The following is a 16992-nucleotide window of genomic DNA, read 5'->3' on the forward strand; positions in this document are numbered from 1 at the left end:
CAAACAAAACCCAGGAGACGTCCATGGCCATTCCCGCTTCCCTGCAGAAGGGCCTGACCCTTCCGGTCATCGAGGCCCCGATGTTCCTGGTGTCGGGACCGGATCTGGTGGTCGAGTGCTGCAACAGCGGGATCATCGGCACCTTTCCCTCGCTGAATGCCCGTACGTCCGAGGGCTATCGGGAGTGGCTGCACGAGATCAAGGGTCGGCTGAGCCCTGATGCCGCGGCATTCGGCGTCAACCACATCGTCCACCCGACCAATCCTCGCCTGATGGCTGACATGATGGTCACCGTCGAGGAGAAGGTCCCGCTGATCATCACCTCGCTGGGGGCTGTGCGCGACGTCGTCGATGCCGTCCACGGTTATGGCGGCGTCGTCTTCCATGACATCGCCAATGTCCGCCATGCCAGGAAGGCCGCCGAGGCGGGTGTCGACGGCCTCATCCTGGTGGCCAACGGTGCGGGTGGACATGCCGGGGTCGTCAATCCCTTTGCCCTGGTCAATGAGGTGCGCAGCTTCTTTGACGGCACCATCATCCTGTCAGGATGCCTCTCGACCGGCCAGGACGTGGCCGCCGCCCTCATGCTCGGGGCCGACTTCGCCTATATGGGAACGCGCTTCATCAACACGACCGAGGCCATGGCCCCGGACGCCTACAAGCAGATGATCGTGGACAGCGGCGCGACCGACATCACCTATACCGCCGCTGTTTCGGGCATCCCTGCAAATTTCATGACCAAGTCGCTGATGGACAACGGTATCGACCCGAAAAAACTGCCCGAGCACAAGTTGGACATGGGTGATGAGGCCAAGGCCTGGAAGACCGTATGGTCTGCCGGACAGGGTGCCGGTGCCGTCCACGACGTCATGCCGGCCGCAGACCTGATTGCGCGGCTGCGGTCCGAGTATGCCGACGCCACAAAGCAATTCGCCAGCAAGGTCGGCGTCGCCTAGATGATGGACGGATGTCCCGTGCGCTCTTTGCTTGCTTAACCCTCGCCATCCTGATTCCAGCCTCGGGCCACGCCCAGGACAGGGATAACGCTCGATACAGCGCCGACCGCGCGTCGGCCTGGTCGTTTGAGGTCGGGGCCGGGACTGACAACCGGTCCAAAGGTGCCTCCAAGAGCGGCGACGCTCCCTATGTTTTCGGCGAGGTACAGTGGACGACCGAGCGCGGCTTCTATGCCGACGCCGAGTTCGAGACGATCGATTCCTCTGGATCGAAGGTCGAAACCGAGGTCGAGGCCGGCTGGCAATTCGCCGCTGCTGGCCTCGACTTTGATATATCCATTTCGAGGAAATGGCGGCTGGAGGCCGATCCGGGTCAGGATGACGAGGCCTGGGAGTACCAGTTCGATATCCTGCGCGATTTCGGCCCGGTGGATGCCCGCCTCCGCCTGGAGCATTCGCCCGATGGCCTTGGCTCGACACGGGAAACGACCTGGGTCGAGGCCCGGCTGCGCTGGGCTCTGGCCGACCGCCTCAACATCAGCGCCACGGTTGGACGACGCGAGCAGGACAACGCACCCGACTATACTGGCGGCAACCTGGGTGCCGCCTGGAGCCTGACCGACACGACCGCGATCGACGTGCGCTGGCACGGCACCACGGCCGAGGCCCAAGGCGAACAGTATGAGGATGCGCTCGTTGCCTCGATCCTGATTGACTTCTAGCGCCAGGGACGCCCTGCTCTTCGACGGGCTTGCCACAGTGCGGCAGCTTGACGCGCGACAGGCCGGATCGCATCCGGGGTGGGGTTCGACCCGTTACTGCAACGATCGCAACAAGCGATCGCATGTCAGGAAACGACCATGAAACTCTCCGCCCTCGCCGGTGCCGTCTCGGCCGCCGCCCTGCTCGCCGCTGCTCCCGCCGCCTTTGCTGACCAGCATTCTGGCATGAATCATCAGACCGTTACCGTCGGCGGTGCTGCCATGTATCCGACCAAGACCATCGTCGAGAACGCCGTTGCCTCGCCGATCCACACGACGCTGGTCGCTGCGGTCACCGCTGCCGGTCTGGTCGACACCCTGTCGGGCCCGGGACCGTTCACCGTTTTCGCGCCAACTGACGCTGCTTTCGCGGCCCTGCCCGCTGGCACGGTCGAGACGCTTGTCCAGCCTGCCAACAAGGCGACCCTCACCAAGATCCTGACCTATCACGTCGTTGCCGGTCGTGTGGCTGCTGCTGACGTGATCGCACTGATCGAGGCCGGCGGCGGATCGGCAGCCATCACGACGGTGTCGGGCGACACCCTGACGGCGTCGCTGCGCGATGGCTCGGTCATCCTGACCGACGAGAAGGGCGGCGTTGCCACCGTGACACAAGCCGACGTGTTCCAGTCGAATGGCGTGATCCACGTCACCGACGCCGTTTCGCTGCCGAACTAAAGATCAGATGGCGGAGGAATTCTTCGGATTCCTCCGCCTTTTCTTTATTTGTTACATGTCATGGTGTCGCAACGGTCACTTAGCCGCGCCTCCATTGTAAATCGTAATCGCAATGCCAGTTATGGCTTCCTTAAAACCAAGGATACGTCGCCATGACAACTGAAACACACGACATCGTCGACACTGCCGTCGCAGCCGGTTCGTTCACGACCCTGGTCGCTGCCGTCACGGCTGCAGGTCTGGTCGACACGCTCAAGGGCGCTGGCCCGTTCACGGTCTTTGCCCCGACAGACGAAGCCTTTGCCGCCCTGCCCGCTGGCACGGTCGAGGATCTGGTCAAGCCGGAGAACAAGGACAAGCTGACGGCAATCCTGACGCTTCACGTCCTGTCTGGTGCCGTCCATGCCGCCGACATCGCTGGCAAGACACTGTCGCCGGCATCGGTAAACGGCGAGACGCTGGACGTTGACGGCACGGATGGCGTCACCGTCAACGGTGCCAAGGTCGTGACCGCCGACATCGCCTGCACCAACGGCGTGATCCACGTCATCGACACCGTGCTCCTGCCCAAAGGCTAAGCGTCGCGGTGTGAACGAACAGAAAGGGCGACCCGCGAGGGTCGCCCTTTTTTCGTTCAGGCCAGCGCCTGGTCGAGATCAGCAATCAGGTCGGCGACGTCCTCAACCCCCACCGACAGGCGGATCAGATTGTCCGTGACCCCACCGGCCTCCCGCACCTCTTTCGGGACCGAGGCATGGGTCATGATGGCCGGGTGATTGACGAGGCTCTCCACCCCACCGAGCGACTCGGCCAAGGTGAACACTTGCACCCGTTCGAGAACTCGCTTGGTCCGCTCGAGATCGCCGTCGATCATCACGGACACCATCCCGCCAAACCCGCGCATCTGGCGCGCAGCCAGTTCATGCTGGGGATGCGTGATGAGGCCCGGATAGATGACCTTTGCGACCCCTGCCCGCGTTTCCAGCCAGCGCGCGATCTCGAGGGCGCTTTCGCAGTGAGCTTTCATCCGCAGGCCCAATGTCTTCAGGCCGCGATTGGCCAGGAACGCATCGAACGGGCCCATGACGCCACCCACGGAGTTCTGGAGAAACTTGATCTCCTTCGCGATCTCCACGTTCCCCGCCACCAGCACACCACCGATGATGTCTGAGTGGCCGTTCAGGTATTTGGTCGCGGAATGCATGACGATGTCGGCACCCAGAGCCAGCGGCTGCTGGCAGAAGGGCGTGGCGAAGGTGTTGTCGACCACCAGAAGCAGCCCGTGGGCTTTGGCGATCTTCGACAGGGCCGCAATGTCGGCGATCTTCATCAGGGGATTGGTCGGCGTCTCGACCCACAACATCCGTGATTTTGGTGTGATGGCTGCTTCGACGCTGGCAAGGTCAGAGAGGTCGACATAGCTGAAATCCAGCCCCATCGACCGACGCCGGACCCGCTCGAAAAGCCGCCAGGATCCGCCATAAAGATCGTCGCCGGTGACGATGTGCGAACCGGCATCAAGCAGCTCCAGCGCCGTCGACGTCGCCGCCATGCCGCTGGCAAAGCCGAATCCCTGAACCCCGCCCTCGAGGTCGGCGATACAGGCCTCGAAGGCCTCTCGTGTCGGGTTCTTGCCCCGGGCATATTCATAGCCCTTGTTCACGCCCGGGCTCTCCTGGGCATAGGTCGAGGTCGCATAGATCGGCGTCATCACCGCACCCGTGGTCGGGTCCGGTCGCTGTCCGGCATGGATGGCGCGGGTCGAGAAGCCCTGCTGGTTCTTGATCACAGACATAAGCTTACCGGTTCAGGCTGAGGTGATTGATCAGGTCGACCCGCGCGATCAGACCGACGAACTGCTCGCCGTCCAGAACGATGGCAACACGATCACGGTCGAACAGCGGGATCAGGGCATCCAGCGGCTCATTGACCTGGATGGTGTCCAGCGCCGTCGTCATGACCGAGCCGACGCTCTTCTTGAATCGCTCCTGACGCGTGATCTCGTCGGTGTTCATGACGTGAACGATGTCGCTCTCGTCCAGGATGCCGACCAGACGACCGTCTTTGATTACCGGCAACTGCGATACATCGGCTCCCCGCATCCGCTTGAAGGCGGTGTCCAGCGTGTCATCCGGCCCTGCCACGACGACGTCACCCTTGCTGTATTTTCGGGAAATCAGATCGGCCAGATTGCCCTGGATATCCCGCTCTCCCAGCCCCTGATCGGCCAGCCAGGCATCGTTGTAGACCTTGGACAGATACTTCGCGCCCGTGTCGCAGACGAAGGTCACAACCCGTTTGGCTTCCGTCTGTTCGCGGCAATAGCGCAGAGCCGATGCGATCAGTGTGCCGGATGATGACCCCGCCAGAATGCCCTCTTTCAGAAGCAGTTCGCGGACGGTTGCGATGGCCTCGGCATCGGGGATGGAATAGGCGCGGTGGATCAGGCTCATGTCCGCCGTGTCCGGCACGAAATTCTGGCCGATGCCCTCGACCGTATAGCTGCCTTCGGGTCCGGGGACCCCGTCGTTGACCACGCCAGCCAGAGTCGATCCGACCGGGTCGGCCAGGATGATCTCGGTCTTGGCCCCGACGCTGTTCAGGTAACGGGCGACACCGGTGATCGTCCCGCCGGAGCCGATACCGGCCACAAAGGCATCGACGTCATGCCCCATCTGCTCCCAGATTTCGGGGCCGGTGGTTGCAACGTGTGCGGCCGAATTGGCCTCATTGGCGAACTGGTTGACATAGAAGCCACCCGGGATCTGCTGGCTGAGACGCTCGGCCATGTCGGTGTAATACTCGGGGTGGCCGTGCGGCACGTCCGATCGCGTCAGCCGGACATCGGCCCCCATGGCCCGCAGGTGCTGGATCTTCTCCTTCGACATCTTGTCAGGAATGACCAGCAAGACCTTGTAGCCCTTGGCCTGTCCGACCAGCGTAAGGGCCAGTCCCGTGTTGCCGGCCGTCGCCTCGACGATGGTGCCGCCTTCTTTCAGGTAGCCTTCCTTTTCCGCTGCCGCGATCATCGACAGGGCGATGCGGTCCTTGATCGAGCCCCCCGGGTTCTGGGCCTCCAGCTTCAGGAACAGCCGGCAGGGTCCGGTATCCATCCGCGTCACCTCGACCATCGGCGTCTTGCCGATCAGGTCCAGCAGCGATCCTGACGGACGGCTGAGTGCGGGTATGTCTGTCATCGACATGAGGGGGACTCCGAAGGCGAATGGGTTGGTGCACGATCTAGGGCCGATCGCCTCCAATTGCGACCCGGGGCAAAAATGCGTCCGGCAGAAGCGCGGCGACTGGACGTCACGATTTTAACGCTGGATCGTGGCATGTCCCGTGAGGCATCCCTGCACGGCGTGCCCTGTATCCATCCCGCCGATATCGCGGCGGTCTGAAAGACCTGAATGCCCAAGCCTCCCCGCCGCCCTGCCTCCGGTCTGCCCGACAAGGAAACCCTGCTGCGTTTCCTTCGGGAGGCCGGTGAGGCGGACAAGTCCGATCTGGCGCGCGCTTTCGGCCTGAAGGGCGAGGACCGCCGCGCCCTGCGTGAAATGCTTCGCGAGCTGGAGGCCGAGGGCAAGCTGGGGAAACGGGGCCGCAAGGGCTTTTCTGAAGCCGGTGCCCTCCCCCCCGTCGGCGTGGTCGATGTCGTCGAGCGCGATGTCGATGGCGAGATGTATGTCCGGCTGGTCGATGCCGCGGCCGACGCACCGCGCGCCCTGCTGGTGCCCGATCGCACCGGCCAGGCTGGTGCCGCGCCAGGCATGGGTGACCGGATGCTGGTCAAGTTCGAGCGCGGCCCCGACGGCTGGGAAGCCCGGATGGTCAAGAAGCTGGACGTCGGGACGAACCGCGTCCTTGGCGTGATCCGGAAATCCAACAAGGAAACCCGGGTCGAGCCCGTCGATCGGCGATCGAAGGATGTGCTGATCATTCCGCAACTACTGGCCGGCGATCTGCGGGACGGCGACCTGGTCCTCGCCTCGATCGAGCGCTCCGACAACCGGTACGGACCAAAGCGCGGGAAAATCCTCGAGAACGTTGGACGCGAAGATGATCCCCGCGCCGCCTCCCTGATCGCCATCCATGCGCATGGCGTCCCCACCGGCTTCTCCGAAGCCGTCGAGCGCGAGGCCGAGGCGGTCGAACTGCCGACGCTTAAGGGACGCGATGACCTGCGCGACATTCCCTTCATCACCATCGACCCGGCCGACGCCCGTGACCACGACGACGCCGTCTATGCGATGCGCGATGACGACCCGAAGAACGAAGGCGGCTGGATCGTCTGGGTCGCGATCGCCGACGTTGCGGCCTACGTCCAGGGCGGCTCATCGCTCGACCGCGAGGCCCGCGCCAAGGGCAACTCCACCTATTTCCCGGACCGGGTCGAACCCATGCTGCCCGAGCGCCTGTCCAATGGCCTGTGCAGCCTCAAGGAGGGCGAGAACCGCGCGACGCTGGCCGTGCGCATGGTCTTCGACAAGGACGGCCGGAAGACCGGGCACAAGTTCCATCGCGGCCTGATGCGCAGCCACGCCAAACTGTCCTACGAGCAGGCCCAGTCCGCTATCGACGGCATCGAGAACGGCGGCGGTACGGACGACACGACGGGCCCGATCATGGAGGCCATCCTTTATCCACTGTGGAACGCCTATCACACCATGCTCAAGGGCCGCATGAAGCGCAGCCCGCTGGCCATCGAGAGCCCCGAGCGCCGCATCCTGATGGCCCCGGACGGGGGCATTGCCGCCATCGTGCCGCGCAAGTCCCTCGAGGCGCACCGCCTGATCGAGGAGATGATGATCCAGGCCAATGTCTGCGCGGCCGAAACGCTCGAGCAGAAGAAGACACCGCTGATCTATCGGGTTCACGAGACCCCCAGCCAGGAGAAGATCTTCAACCTGGCCGATTTCCTGTCGACGATCGCAAAACCGTGGAACAAGGGCGAATCGCCAACGACAAAACGCTTCAACAAGTTGCTGGACGAGACCCGTGACGGCCCCCATGCCGAGGTCGTCAACGAAGTGGTCCTGCGCAGCCAGATGCAGGCGATCTACAGCCCGGACAATGTCGGACATTTCGGCCTGAACCTTGACCGCTATGCCCATTTCACCTCGCCGATCCGCCGGTATTCGGACCTGATCGTGCATCGTGGCCTGATCCGTGCGCTGAAGCTGGGCACTGACGGGCTGACGGATCGCGAGATCGCCGAGCTACAGGCCATCGCCGAACAGGTGACGGCGACCGAGCGCCGCTCCATGGCTGCCGAGCGCGATGCCATGGACCGCTATGTTGCAGCCTTCCTTGAGGATCGTGTCGGGGCGACGTTCGAGGGACGGATTACCGGCGTGACCCGCTTCGGCCTGTTCGTTCGGCTGGACGAGACCGGGGCCGATGGGCTCGTCCCGGTCTCTTCGCTGGGCAACGAGTATTTCACGCATGACGATCGCGCTCACGCCCTGGTCGGCGAGCGTTCTGGCCAGCGGTTCACGCTCGGACGGAGGGTTGAAGTCAAGCTCAAGGAAGCCACACCGATCACGGGCGGCCTTCTGTTCGAGATGCTCAGCGACCCGGAGCCGCGCGATCCCAATGCACAGGCCCCGCGCCTCGGCGTGCGGGCGCGCGATCGTGGCCCAGGCGGCAATGGTCCGCCCAAACGTGGGACCAAACGCCCCGGCGGACCCAAGCCACCCTCGGGTGGCCGGCCGTCCGGCGGGCTGAAAGGCGTCCGCAAAGGCAAGCGGCGCTAGGACTGGCCTGTGACCACACCGTTTGACGCCGCTGCCGATCTCTCTGACGCTCTGAGAACGGGCGAGCGCCAGCGCCCCAGGGACGCCGCCACACTGATCATTGTCAGAGGCGGACAAACTCCGCAGGTCCTGATGGGTCGCCGGGCGCCCGGCCATGTCTTCATGGCGTCGAAATGGGTCTTTCCGGGCGGCCGAATCGATCGTTCGGACTTCGCTGCCGCCTCCGCCAATGAGGCGCATCCCCTGACCGCTGCTGCCTTGGGACGCGAGATGCTGCCCCACCGGGCGCGGGCCCTGATGCTGACAGCCATGCGCGAGACCTTCGAGGAAACTGGCCTGATCCTGGGCCAGTCCGCCTCGCCAACCCATGTTGCCGGGCCCTGGCGCGAGTTCCGGGCCGCCGGTGCCCTGCCCGACCTCGCCGCCTTGCGCTACATCGCTCGCGCCATCACCCCGCCGGGCCGTACACGACGGTTCGACGCCCGCTTCTTCTTGACGGACGCCACGGCCCTGCTGAAACCGGAACCTACCGCGGGCTCTGGCGAACTGGACGAGATCGCCTGGCTGCCCCTCGCCGAGGCGAGAGCGCTGGACCTGCCTGCGATCACCCGGTTTGTGCTGGGCGAAGTGGCCGACCGGCTTGAACATCCAGACCGAGCCATCCCGTTCGTTCGCATGGTCCGCGGCCGACATCAGGTGACCCATGGCTGACGAGACGCTCACCCTGAGGCTGACCATCGTCGATCCGGTTCCGGGTGTTCGCTACAGCCTGCAAAAGGATGACCTGCCTCTGGACCCGCGCTTGGCGGCAGATGAGCCCCTGTCGTTCGATGTCCCTGTCAAGCTGGCACCCGACGGTCGCCTGCTGGGCCCCTTCATCCGACGCGAGGGTCCCGAGCGGCGGTTCGTCTACATTCGCATCGGCCAGGCTGCCGGAGACTGTACCAGCCCCTGGACCCGTCGGGCAAAGATCGACGTCCACGACATCCCTATGGAACTGCGTTCAGCGGGTGCCTTGCTGGAGATCCGACTGCCGGGCCGGGGAAAGGATGGCACACCCGCCTGTGCCACAGTTCGTCCGCTTGAGGGATGGCGACGGGTCTGACTATTCCGCGACCGGCTTCGTCAGGTCGAACGATACCCGAAGAAGCCGGTTCGGGCGCGACAGCTCATAGACATAGCTCTCGCCGGGATTGACCTCGACGGCCCAGACATTGGTCGTGGATACCGAGGCATCGCTGGCGTTGAACAGGTCGATCGAGAACGCGTCGACCGGAAACTCCTGACGTGTTGCCGTCCCTTCGGATCGTGTGTCGCCGCCATACCAGTGCAGGCCGTCTGGCTGCCCCTGCGGGTTGCGATGGTCGTGTTTCAGGGTCAGGCCCGTTGCGGATCGCGTGATGACCCAGGTTCGCGAGCGGTCCTGGCCGACCCAGAAGGGGATCCGGATTTCATCAGCCGAACAGTCTCGCACATGCATCAACAGACGCTGAGCCCGGAAGTCCGCATCTGCCGCATCGGTCGTGATGACCTTTCCCTCGAATCGCAGGCCACAAAGCGCAGTCAGATTGGAAAAGAACTGGTCCTGCTGGACCGATGCCTTCGGGACGGTGGCACAGGACGACAGGGCAAGGCTGGAGGCCGCGATGGCCAGCACGACATGGGCTTTCATGACCGTCACCGTAGCGGTTGGCGGGAAAGGCTCAACCCGCCATGTTGCAGGTTGACTTGGCAGCGTTCCTGAGTATGTTCCGCGCCTCTCATTTTAAGCGGCTTTCGCCGTCGCAAAGGTAACTCCGATGGCCAAGCCAGCTTCAATCAAGATCCGCCTGAACTCCACTGCCGACACCGGCTTCTTCTACGTCACCAAGAAGAATGCCCGTACCAAGACGGAAAAGATGGTCGTGAACAAATACGACCCGGTGATCCGCAAGCACGTCGAGTTCAAGGAAGGCAAGATCAAGTAGGCATCAGCCTGGTTGAGGCTCCGCTTACAGCGGGGCGAATGCCCCGCTTCTGAAACGCCCGGTCAGCGATGACCGGGCGTTTTGCGTTTCGAGGCCAGGGGACGAAAAAGCCCCCCGGACGGATCCGGGGGGCTGATGTCGCACATTGCTCTGGAGGGCGCGCCCTCCGGGGCTTGCTGGATTAACGCGCGGCCTGGAGCTTCTCGACCGAAGCGGTCATGCGCTCGTTGATCGGCTTGAAGCTGTCCTTGACCGACGAGGTCATGATCTCGGTCATCTTGGTGACTTCCGACATGTAAACTTCCATGGCCGACTTGGCATAGTTGGTCTGGAGTTCGATCATTTCCTGGACCGAACGGGCCTGGGCGATCGTCTGGGCAGCGGCAACGCTGTGCTCCCAGCTTGTCTTGGAGTATTCGAGGGCCTGCTTCGACAGGGCCTCCGCACCCTTCTGGGCAGCCGTGGCAGATGCGGTCAGGGCTTCGAGGTTCTGCTTGGACTGGGCGCTGAGCTCGGTCATCGAAGCAGTGGTTTTTTCCAGGCCCTCACGCAGGACCTTGGTGCCTGCTGCCTGAACCTTCTCGGCCTGGACCTGGGCAGCAGCGGTGTTCTTTTCGACGGATTTCTTCACGGTTTCGACGGCGTCGGTCATGATCAGTTCTCCTGGGTCGGGTCCATTTGGGACCGCGTTGATTTTTCTCGCGGCAGGCGAGTCCTGCGGCGACGACGTGCATATGGTGCAAGTGCGAACGCACGTCAAGCCCCCGTTGTGCACTGCAACATGGCCGCCCTGTTCACGGACAGCTTCGGACAGCAGAACGGTCGCGATTCTGTCCGATCAATTCTGCGTTGACAGGTTGTTAACCATCTCGAAACTCTCCCATCGCATGCTAGCGTCCTGTATTGCAGCGCGGGGAAATGCTACGTCCGCGCCGTGGTGGCGCCCAAGTACCGAGGCTATCGCTTTGACGATGATCGCTCTTTTCTCGAGGTCCTCCCGCGGTCGAACGGTCAGTCGCACGATGGCCGGCGGCACCGCCCTGCTCGTCCTGATGGCAGTGCCAACCCCCGGGCTTGCGCCGGCGGTCGCTCAGTCTTCGGACAACAGTCGCTATGCATCGATCGTCGTGGATGCGGCATCCGGCGAAGTCCTGTTCGGCCGGTTCGCCGATAGCCGGCGGTACCCGGCGTCGATCACCAAGGTCATGACCTTGTATCTGGCGTTTGACGCCCTTCAGCAGGGCAAGGTCAAGCTGGACGATGTGATCGTTGTCTCGCCGCGCGCGGCATCGCAGCCGCCTTCGAAGCTCGGGCTCGCCGCCGGCCAGCGCATCACGCTTGACGACGCCATGCGAGCCACCGCCGTTCGCTCAGCCAATGACATGGCGGTTGCAATCGCAGAACATGTCGGGGGTTCCGAAGCCCGGTTCGCCGCCATGGCGACGCTCAAGGCCCAGGAACTGGGCATGACCCAGACACGGTATGTAAATCCGAACGGTCTGCCGGACACCCGCCAGACGACATCGGCAAGGGATCTCACGATCCTGGCTCGCGCGGTCATGCGCGATTTCCCGCAATATTACAGCTACTTCGGCCTCCATGATTGGGCATATCAGGGGCGCGACTACCGTAACACCAATGGCCTTCTGCTGAGCGGGCAAGGCTATGACGGCATCAAGACGGGCTACATCAACGCATCGGGATACAATCTTGCAGCCTCTGCGGTCAGGGATGGCAAACGGGTCATCACTGTTGTCATGGGCGGACGCTCCAGTGCCAGTCGCAATGCCCATGTTGCTGAACTGATGAACACCGGGTTCGAGGTCCAGCGCCGGCGCAGCCAGGGCGAGCCTATCCAGGTGGCCCAGACCTTTTTCGAGCAGCGCGGATTTGGCATCGGCAACAGTGCGCTCGATCCCTCCCCTGCCCTCGAGTACGCCTCGATCAACGGGGGTGAGGATCAGGGAGCGGAGATGGACACGAGCGGGAACGAGATTTCCTACACTTCGCTCGACACACCCACCCGTCTGGCCGCGGCTACGGTGACACCGCCGCCTGCCGCGGCAACACCAGCACCCGTCCCCCCCGTCGCAGTCGCATCGCAACCCGCGCCCCGGTCTGCCGATAGGGCGATCGCGCCCTCTCCCCGCTCGGCCCCTCGCGCTCCGGTAAGCCTGACAGCCTCCCTGAACGGTGCATCTGGCACTGTTGTCGGGGCCTCTTCGGCAGCCATTGCCCCACCTCGGGCGTCGATACCACCGGCGGGGAGCGGATGGTCCGTTCAGGTCGGCGCGTTCCGTGAAGCGAGTGTGGCACAGGACTGGCTGACAGAGGTCAATCGGCGGTTCAGGGCACAGTTCAGCACCGCGCGCCAGACGGTCGACACCGCCTCCGGCTGGCATCGTTCGCGGTTTACGGGCCTCACCGAGGCAGCGGCGCAGGAAGCCTGTTCCGCGCTTTCAGAGCGCCGCGTCACCTGTCTGGTCATCCGACCGGGCCGGTAACGTCAGCGAACATCCACCGACTGAGCGATCTGTTCGGCGATCTGTCGGTCTGCGCCGTCGAGGCTGGAGACCCAGATATGCACCTCGCCAGGTGACGTGCTGCGCTGGAAAAGATGCTCGACCGCACGACGCTGGTTGCCCTCGACCGTCACGACCGATGCCCGACCGGCAGCCTGCACAATCTCACCGCTATAGATCGGAAACTGAGAGGCCGGGCCGGTGTAGATCATCACGAATGGCTGGGTCCCTCGCCGCACCGTGTAAACGCTGAAATCTGGACCCGGACGCCCGGACGTCACCTGAAATCCCGCTGGCAGGACAACCGTGAACGGGAGCGCAGCCAAGGCCGTCGCGTTCAGGGCAATCGGCGGGGCTGGCGGAGCAGCGACCGGCGCAGCCACTGTGCCAGAGACCGTGTTCGCCGGTGATGAGCCTGCGCCCGCGGGCGGTATCGGGGCTGGAATTCTTGCTGCTGGGACCAGAGCCGGCGTCGGGCGACTGGCCGGACCTGAAGTCACCACCGGGTTCGTTGCCCGGACCGGTGCAGGGGAAACTCCGGTCGAAGGGCTCGCTGTATCAATCGGTGCTGATCCGGGCGGCGGGGTTCGGGTCGATGCGGGCTGGCGCGCGGCTACGTTTGTCCCAGGGGTCTCGGCGCGAGGCGCGACGGGCCCGACGGTTGGCGCTGGAGCGGGAGGCACCGTCGGTCCCCGCGGCGGCACAGGGACAGTCACCGGAGACGTCACCGGCACGGACGTGGAAGGCGGTGCAGCGTTCAGGCTGCGGGTCAGCTCACTGCCCCTTTGCGCGGAAGGGTCCTGCGCAGTCTGGGCCAGTGCAGACGTGGTCGTGAACAGGGCGACGATCGAACAGACAGCGATTTTCATGATCCCATCCTCGCGCCAGGTCCTCCGAACGGCAAGAAGACTTATCCGGACGTTGGGCAACATCCCCCGTCAGCTTCGACAGAATAATTCAGGATCAGGGTGCTGGAAGCTCGATCCAGAAGGTGGCACCCTCCCCGGGCTTCGATGTCACTCCGATGCTTCCGCCCATCAACTCGACCATGCGTTTGGCCAGGGCGAGGCCGATGCCGTGCCCCTCGACGGTCGTTCGCTCGAGCCCAAGACGGTTGAACGGTTCAAACAATTGCGCCTGTTTGGCTTCGGACAGGCCCGGGCCTCGATCCGTCACCTCGATCCGCACGCCATCGGAAATCGGCGATGCCCGGAACAGGATGACCCCACCCGCACCGCCATACTTCACGGCATTGGTGGCGAGGTTATCGATGATCTGCACCAGCCGCTGAGAGTCGGCCAGAACCACCAATCCATCCCCTTCGCAAACGACGCTCAGCCGGAGGTGCTCGGCCTCGGGACGCAGCGCCGTGGAACGCCTCACGTCCTCGAGCACGCCCGTGACATCGGTCGGTCGCAACTCAACCTTGACCGTACCAGACTCCGCCCGAGCGACATCCAGGAGATCATGAGCCAGCGCCTCGACCTGGCGTGCGGTCTTGACCAGCATGTCGGCCATTTCCTTCTGCGTGGTCGTCACCGGACCCAGTTGGCCCGAGGACCACAGATCGCCAATGCCGATCACGCCGCCGACCGGGCTCTTGATCTCGTGAGCCACGTTCGCCAGGAGGCGTGACTTGGCTTCAGAGGCCTGTTCCGCGCGCAACTGCCCGGCTTTGGCCCGTGCCGAAAACCGGTCGCGCTCCTGAAGGAGTGAGGCGACCAGCATTATGGGCAAGCAACCGAACAGGAGATTCAGCTGGGCCAGCAGGATCCGCTCTGACACCGGCACATCGTCAAACGCAGGCGGGCCATAGCCGCCCAGGATCGCAGCGATCGAGCATATAGAAACAAAGACGAGTGCCAGCGAAATGCCCGTGATGCGCATCCTTACCGCGATCACGATCAGGATCGGAACCACGAGAAACAGGGCCGGTACGGGGAGATAGAAATAGGCGAAATAGGCGGCTGCCGCCAGAAGGCCAAACAACAGGACCGCCTCTGCAGCCCGCCAGGGATCCCTGAACACAATCAGCGATGTCCGGTCGATGGCCAGAATGAGGGGCGTGACAGTCGCCAGGCCAAGTGCATGACCAAACCACCAGGTCTGGAAACTGATCAGGAATGGGGCATCCCTGACCATGATCATGGCGATGGAGGCCAGCAGGGCTGCCGGGATCGGGGCGAGTATGGCTGTGGCCATGACGAAGCGGACCGTTCCGTCGACGCCGCTGAGGATCAGGGAAGGCGAAAACCGGCGCGCCAGCAGTACCGCGCCAATGATCTCGATCATGTTCGCTGCGGTGAAAATCAGCGAGGTACTGGTGTCATTCCCCGCGAGAAACTCGCCAGCCAGCACCCCCATGGTCATCAGGGCACCGAAGCTGAAATCGTGCGCCAGACCGCGTCCTGTCTTCAGCCACATGCCGGCAGCGACCGCGTTGGCCAGCCAGAGCGCCACGATCAGATCAACCGAACGCGCGGTCTGAACGGCCACGATTGTCAGCAAGGCCACGAAAACGGCCGTCAACATCGGTGTCAGCGACTTCAGCCCACCGGACTCCCGCTGCGCAGTGTAGGCCGGTCGTGAAGGGACCTGTGCCGTCACAGCCGGACTCCCGGAGGGCTGGCTCGCTCGCAGTACCTGACTGATCGGCATAAAAACGAAACTCAAAGCATCCCGGACACGGGATGAAACCACGCGCGTCCTAATATCCCCTGAACTGGGTAGCCTGCAGAACACGATTGAATTCCCGCACGGCCGCAGCGGCACCCTCCGAAAAGGACCAGATGCCGGCGCTGACCGCGAGGAAGTCTGCGCCGGCTTCAATCATCGCTGGCGCGGTCTCGAGGGTTATCCCGCCGATGGCCACACAAGGGATTTCCATCGTCTGCTGCCAGATCGTCAGGATCTCGGGATCTGCCCGGTGGACAACTGTCTTGGTCGACGTCGGAAAGAAGGCTCCGAAGGCGACATAATCTGCACCGGCCTCAGCAGCTTCCATGGCAAGATGACGGCTGTCGTGACACGTGACGCCGATCATGGCGCCCGGCCCCATGATCCTGCGCGCAGAGGCCGCCGTCGCATCATCCTGGCCGACATGGACGCCATCACAGCCCGTCGCTGCCGCCAGATCGGGCCGGTCATTGAGGATCAGCGCGACATCCCTCGCCTTGGTGATCGGGATCAGGCGATCAACGGCCTCGCGAATCCGGTCGTCCGATGCGTCCTTCAGCCGAAGCTGAAGGGCCGCCACATCTCCTGCACCCAGAGCATGCTCGAGCAGTCCGGCAAAGGCCTCGAGATCGTCGATCTGCGGGGGCGTGATCAGGTAGAGACGGCAGCGGTGATCGGTCATGAGCCCTGCCCTGCGACAGGGCGGCAAAATGGTCAATCACAACGAATGAGAACGCCTTGCAATCGCGGCGATACTGCTATAGCGAACCATTATCAGTTTCGTCCAGGAAGGCATCTGCCGTGTACGTCTGCAACTGCAATGGCCTTCGGCAGCGCGACGTCGCCCTCGCGATCGAGGCCGGTGCCACGAGGCCCCGCGACGTTTTCACGCGCCACCAGTGCACGGCGCAATGCGCCAAATGTGTTTGCGAAATGCGCCAGATGATTTCCGACGCGCGCTTGGACTTTGCAATCGCGGCAGAATAGTCTCGCAGATCGGGCGAGAAACGACAATCATTCGCACTATCAATACGTTGAAAGACAGTCGCAACTGATCCGAACGGCGATTTGCATGGTAAGATTCGACTGGACAAGACGAGGTTGACCCATCGTGGGCGCCCCGTTCAGACATGAAGGCAGCATCATGAAGGGCGATCCCGCGATCATCCGAACCCTCAACGCCGTTCTGACGAACGAACTCACGGCGGTGAACCAGTATTTCCTGCATGCGCGAATGTTCGAAAGCTGGGGGCTGAAGCACCTCGGCGAGATCGTCTACGAAGAGTCGATCGGCGAGATGAAACACGCCGACAAGCTGATCAAACGCATCCTGTTTCTGGACGGCCTGCCGAACATGCAGGACCTGAACAAGCTGAAGATCGGCGAGACCTGTATCGAATGCCTCGGGGCCGACCTGCAGCTTGAAATCGATGGGCGGGCTCGTCAGCTGGCTGCGATCGCCGAGTGCGAGGCAGCTTCGGATTTCATCAGCCGCCAGATCCTGCTGGAGATCCTCGCCGATACCGAGGAACACATCGATTTCCTTGAGACCCAGTTCCTGCTGATCAATCAGATCGGCGAGCAGAACTATCTGCAGTCGGCGATGACCGAGATCGCGGTCGACAAGAGCGCGACCGGGAACTGACAACCGTCGCCGCCCATTGGGATCCTGAACG

Annotated in this window: 19 protein-coding genes; 12 read left to right on the top strand and 7 right to left on the bottom strand. The window is 63.3% G+C overall.

From position 1 onward, the window contains the following. Window positions 1-23: 23 nt before the first annotated feature. The 4 genes from GGR13_RS07980 to GGR13_RS07995 all read left to right on the top strand — a co-directional run bounded on the left by GGR13_RS07980 (window position 24) and on the right by GGR13_RS07995 (window position 2973). Complete coding sequence (locus GGR13_RS07980) at window positions 24-956, top strand: NAD(P)H-dependent flavin oxidoreductase (RefSeq protein ID WP_183212958.1); 933 nt, start codon at window positions 24-26, stop codon at window positions 954-956. Window positions 957-967: 11 nt separating this feature from the next. Next, window positions 968-1678 (top strand): TorF family putative porin, encoded by a 711-nt coding sequence (locus GGR13_RS07985; RefSeq protein WP_183212959.1) that lies wholly within the window; start codon window positions 968-970, stop codon window positions 1676-1678. A gap of 138 nt (window positions 1679-1816) precedes the next feature. Continuing rightward, complete coding sequence (locus tag GGR13_RS07990; protein WP_183212960.1) at window positions 1817-2395, top strand: fasciclin domain-containing protein; 579 nt, start codon at window positions 1817-1819, stop codon at window positions 2393-2395. Window positions 2396-2547: 152 nt separating this feature from the next. Next, on the top strand, window positions 2548-2973 hold the full coding sequence (locus GGR13_RS07995; protein WP_183212961.1) for a fasciclin domain-containing protein: 426 nt from the start codon (window positions 2548-2550) through the stop codon (window positions 2971-2973). 56 nt (window positions 2974-3029) lie between these two features. Here GGR13_RS07995 and GGR13_RS08000 read toward each other — a convergent pair whose 3' ends face one another. Beyond that, the gene (locus GGR13_RS08000; protein WP_183212962.1) at window positions 3030-4190 is read right to left on the bottom strand and encodes a cystathionine gamma-synthase; all 1161 of its coding nucleotides are present in this window, start codon (window positions 4188-4190) and stop codon (window positions 3030-3032) included. 4 nt (window positions 4191-4194) lie between these two features. Then, window positions 4195-5598, bottom strand: a complete 1404-nt coding sequence (locus tag GGR13_RS08005; RefSeq protein WP_183212963.1) for a pyridoxal-phosphate dependent enzyme — start codon at window positions 5596-5598, stop codon at window positions 4195-4197. A gap of 75 nt (window positions 5599-5673) precedes the next feature. On the opposite strand from GGR13_RS08005, the gene GGR13_RS16745 reads away from it, so the two are divergent. The 4 genes from GGR13_RS16745 to GGR13_RS08020 are packed head-to-tail and all read left to right on the top strand — an operon-like array spanning window position 5674 to window position 9256. Then, window positions 5674-5796: a hypothetical protein gene (locus GGR13_RS16745; protein WP_281380565.1), complete on the top strand. Its 123-nt coding sequence runs from the start codon at window positions 5674-5676 to the stop codon at window positions 5794-5796. A gap of 9 nt (window positions 5797-5805) precedes the next feature. After that, a complete protein-coding gene (rnr, locus tag GGR13_RS08010) occupies window positions 5806-8151 on the top strand; it encodes a ribonuclease R (RefSeq protein ID WP_183212964.1) in 2346 nt (781 codons plus the stop codon). A 9-nt stretch (window positions 8152-8160) separates the two neighbouring features. Continuing rightward, window positions 8161-8862 (top strand): NUDIX hydrolase, encoded by a 702-nt coding sequence (locus GGR13_RS08015; protein ID WP_183212965.1) that lies wholly within the window; start codon window positions 8161-8163, stop codon window positions 8860-8862. Beyond that, complete coding sequence (locus tag GGR13_RS08020) at window positions 8855-9256, top strand: DUF5990 family protein (RefSeq protein ID WP_183212966.1); 402 nt, start codon at window positions 8855-8857, stop codon at window positions 9254-9256. Before GGR13_RS08015 ends, GGR13_RS08020 begins: the two co-directional genes overlap by 8 nt. Here the strand turns inward: GGR13_RS08020 and GGR13_RS08025 are convergent, their stop codons facing one another. After that, window positions 9257-9823 carry a hypothetical protein gene (locus GGR13_RS08025; protein ID WP_183212967.1) on the bottom strand — a complete coding sequence of 189 codons (567 nt, stop codon included), beginning with the start codon at window positions 9821-9823 and terminating at the stop codon, window positions 9257-9259. Between the two features lie 127 nt (window positions 9824-9950). Between GGR13_RS08025 and rpmG the strand changes: the two genes are divergently transcribed. Further along, window positions 9951-10118, top strand: coding sequence for a 50S ribosomal protein L33 (gene rpmG / locus GGR13_RS08030; protein WP_131252530.1), 168 nt, complete (start codon window positions 9951-9953; stop codon window positions 10116-10118). 181 nt (window positions 10119-10299) lie between these two features. On the opposite strand, the gene GGR13_RS08035 is transcribed toward rpmG, so the two are convergent. Continuing rightward, window positions 10300-10770 carry a phasin family protein gene (locus GGR13_RS08035; protein ID WP_183212968.1) on the bottom strand — a complete coding sequence of 157 codons (471 nt, stop codon included), beginning with the start codon at window positions 10768-10770 and terminating at the stop codon, window positions 10300-10302. A gap of 370 nt (window positions 10771-11140) precedes the next feature. Here GGR13_RS08035 and GGR13_RS08040 point away from each other — a divergent pair, with 370 nt between their 5' ends. After that, window positions 11141-12622, top strand: a complete 1482-nt coding sequence (locus GGR13_RS08040) for a serine hydrolase (RefSeq protein WP_183212969.1) — start codon at window positions 11141-11143, stop codon at window positions 12620-12622. 2 nt (window positions 12623-12624) lie between these two features. On the opposite strand, the gene GGR13_RS08045 is transcribed toward GGR13_RS08040, so the two are convergent. From GGR13_RS08045 to thiE, 3 genes are all read right to left on the bottom strand, one after another. Then, complete coding sequence (locus GGR13_RS08045) at window positions 12625-13023, bottom strand: hypothetical protein (protein ID WP_183212970.1); 399 nt, start codon at window positions 13021-13023, stop codon at window positions 12625-12627. A 580-nt stretch (window positions 13024-13603) separates the two neighbouring features. Next, on the bottom strand, window positions 13604-15172 hold the full coding sequence (locus tag GGR13_RS08050) for a sensor histidine kinase (protein ID WP_246347737.1): 1569 nt from the start codon (window positions 15170-15172) through the stop codon (window positions 13604-13606). A gap of 175 nt (window positions 15173-15347) precedes the next feature. Further along, window positions 15348-15998: a thiamine phosphate synthase gene (gene thiE, locus GGR13_RS08055; RefSeq protein ID WP_183212971.1), complete on the bottom strand. Its 651-nt coding sequence runs from the start codon at window positions 15996-15998 to the stop codon at window positions 15348-15350. Window positions 15999-16117: 119 nt separating this feature from the next. Between thiE and GGR13_RS08060 the strand changes: the two genes are divergently transcribed. Beyond that, a complete protein-coding gene (locus GGR13_RS08060; RefSeq protein ID WP_183212972.1) occupies window positions 16118-16303 on the top strand; it encodes a (2Fe-2S)-binding protein in 186 nt (61 codons plus the stop codon). A gap of 157 nt (window positions 16304-16460) precedes the next feature. Beyond that, window positions 16461-16961, top strand: coding sequence for a bacterioferritin (gene bfr, locus GGR13_RS08065; protein WP_183212973.1), 501 nt, complete (start codon window positions 16461-16463; stop codon window positions 16959-16961). Window positions 16962-16992: the final 31 nt, after the last annotated feature.

The sequence above is a fragment of the Brevundimonas variabilis genome, assembly GCF_014199945.1.
Taxonomy (GTDB): domain Bacteria; phylum Pseudomonadota; class Alphaproteobacteria; order Caulobacterales; family Caulobacteraceae; genus Brevundimonas; species Brevundimonas variabilis.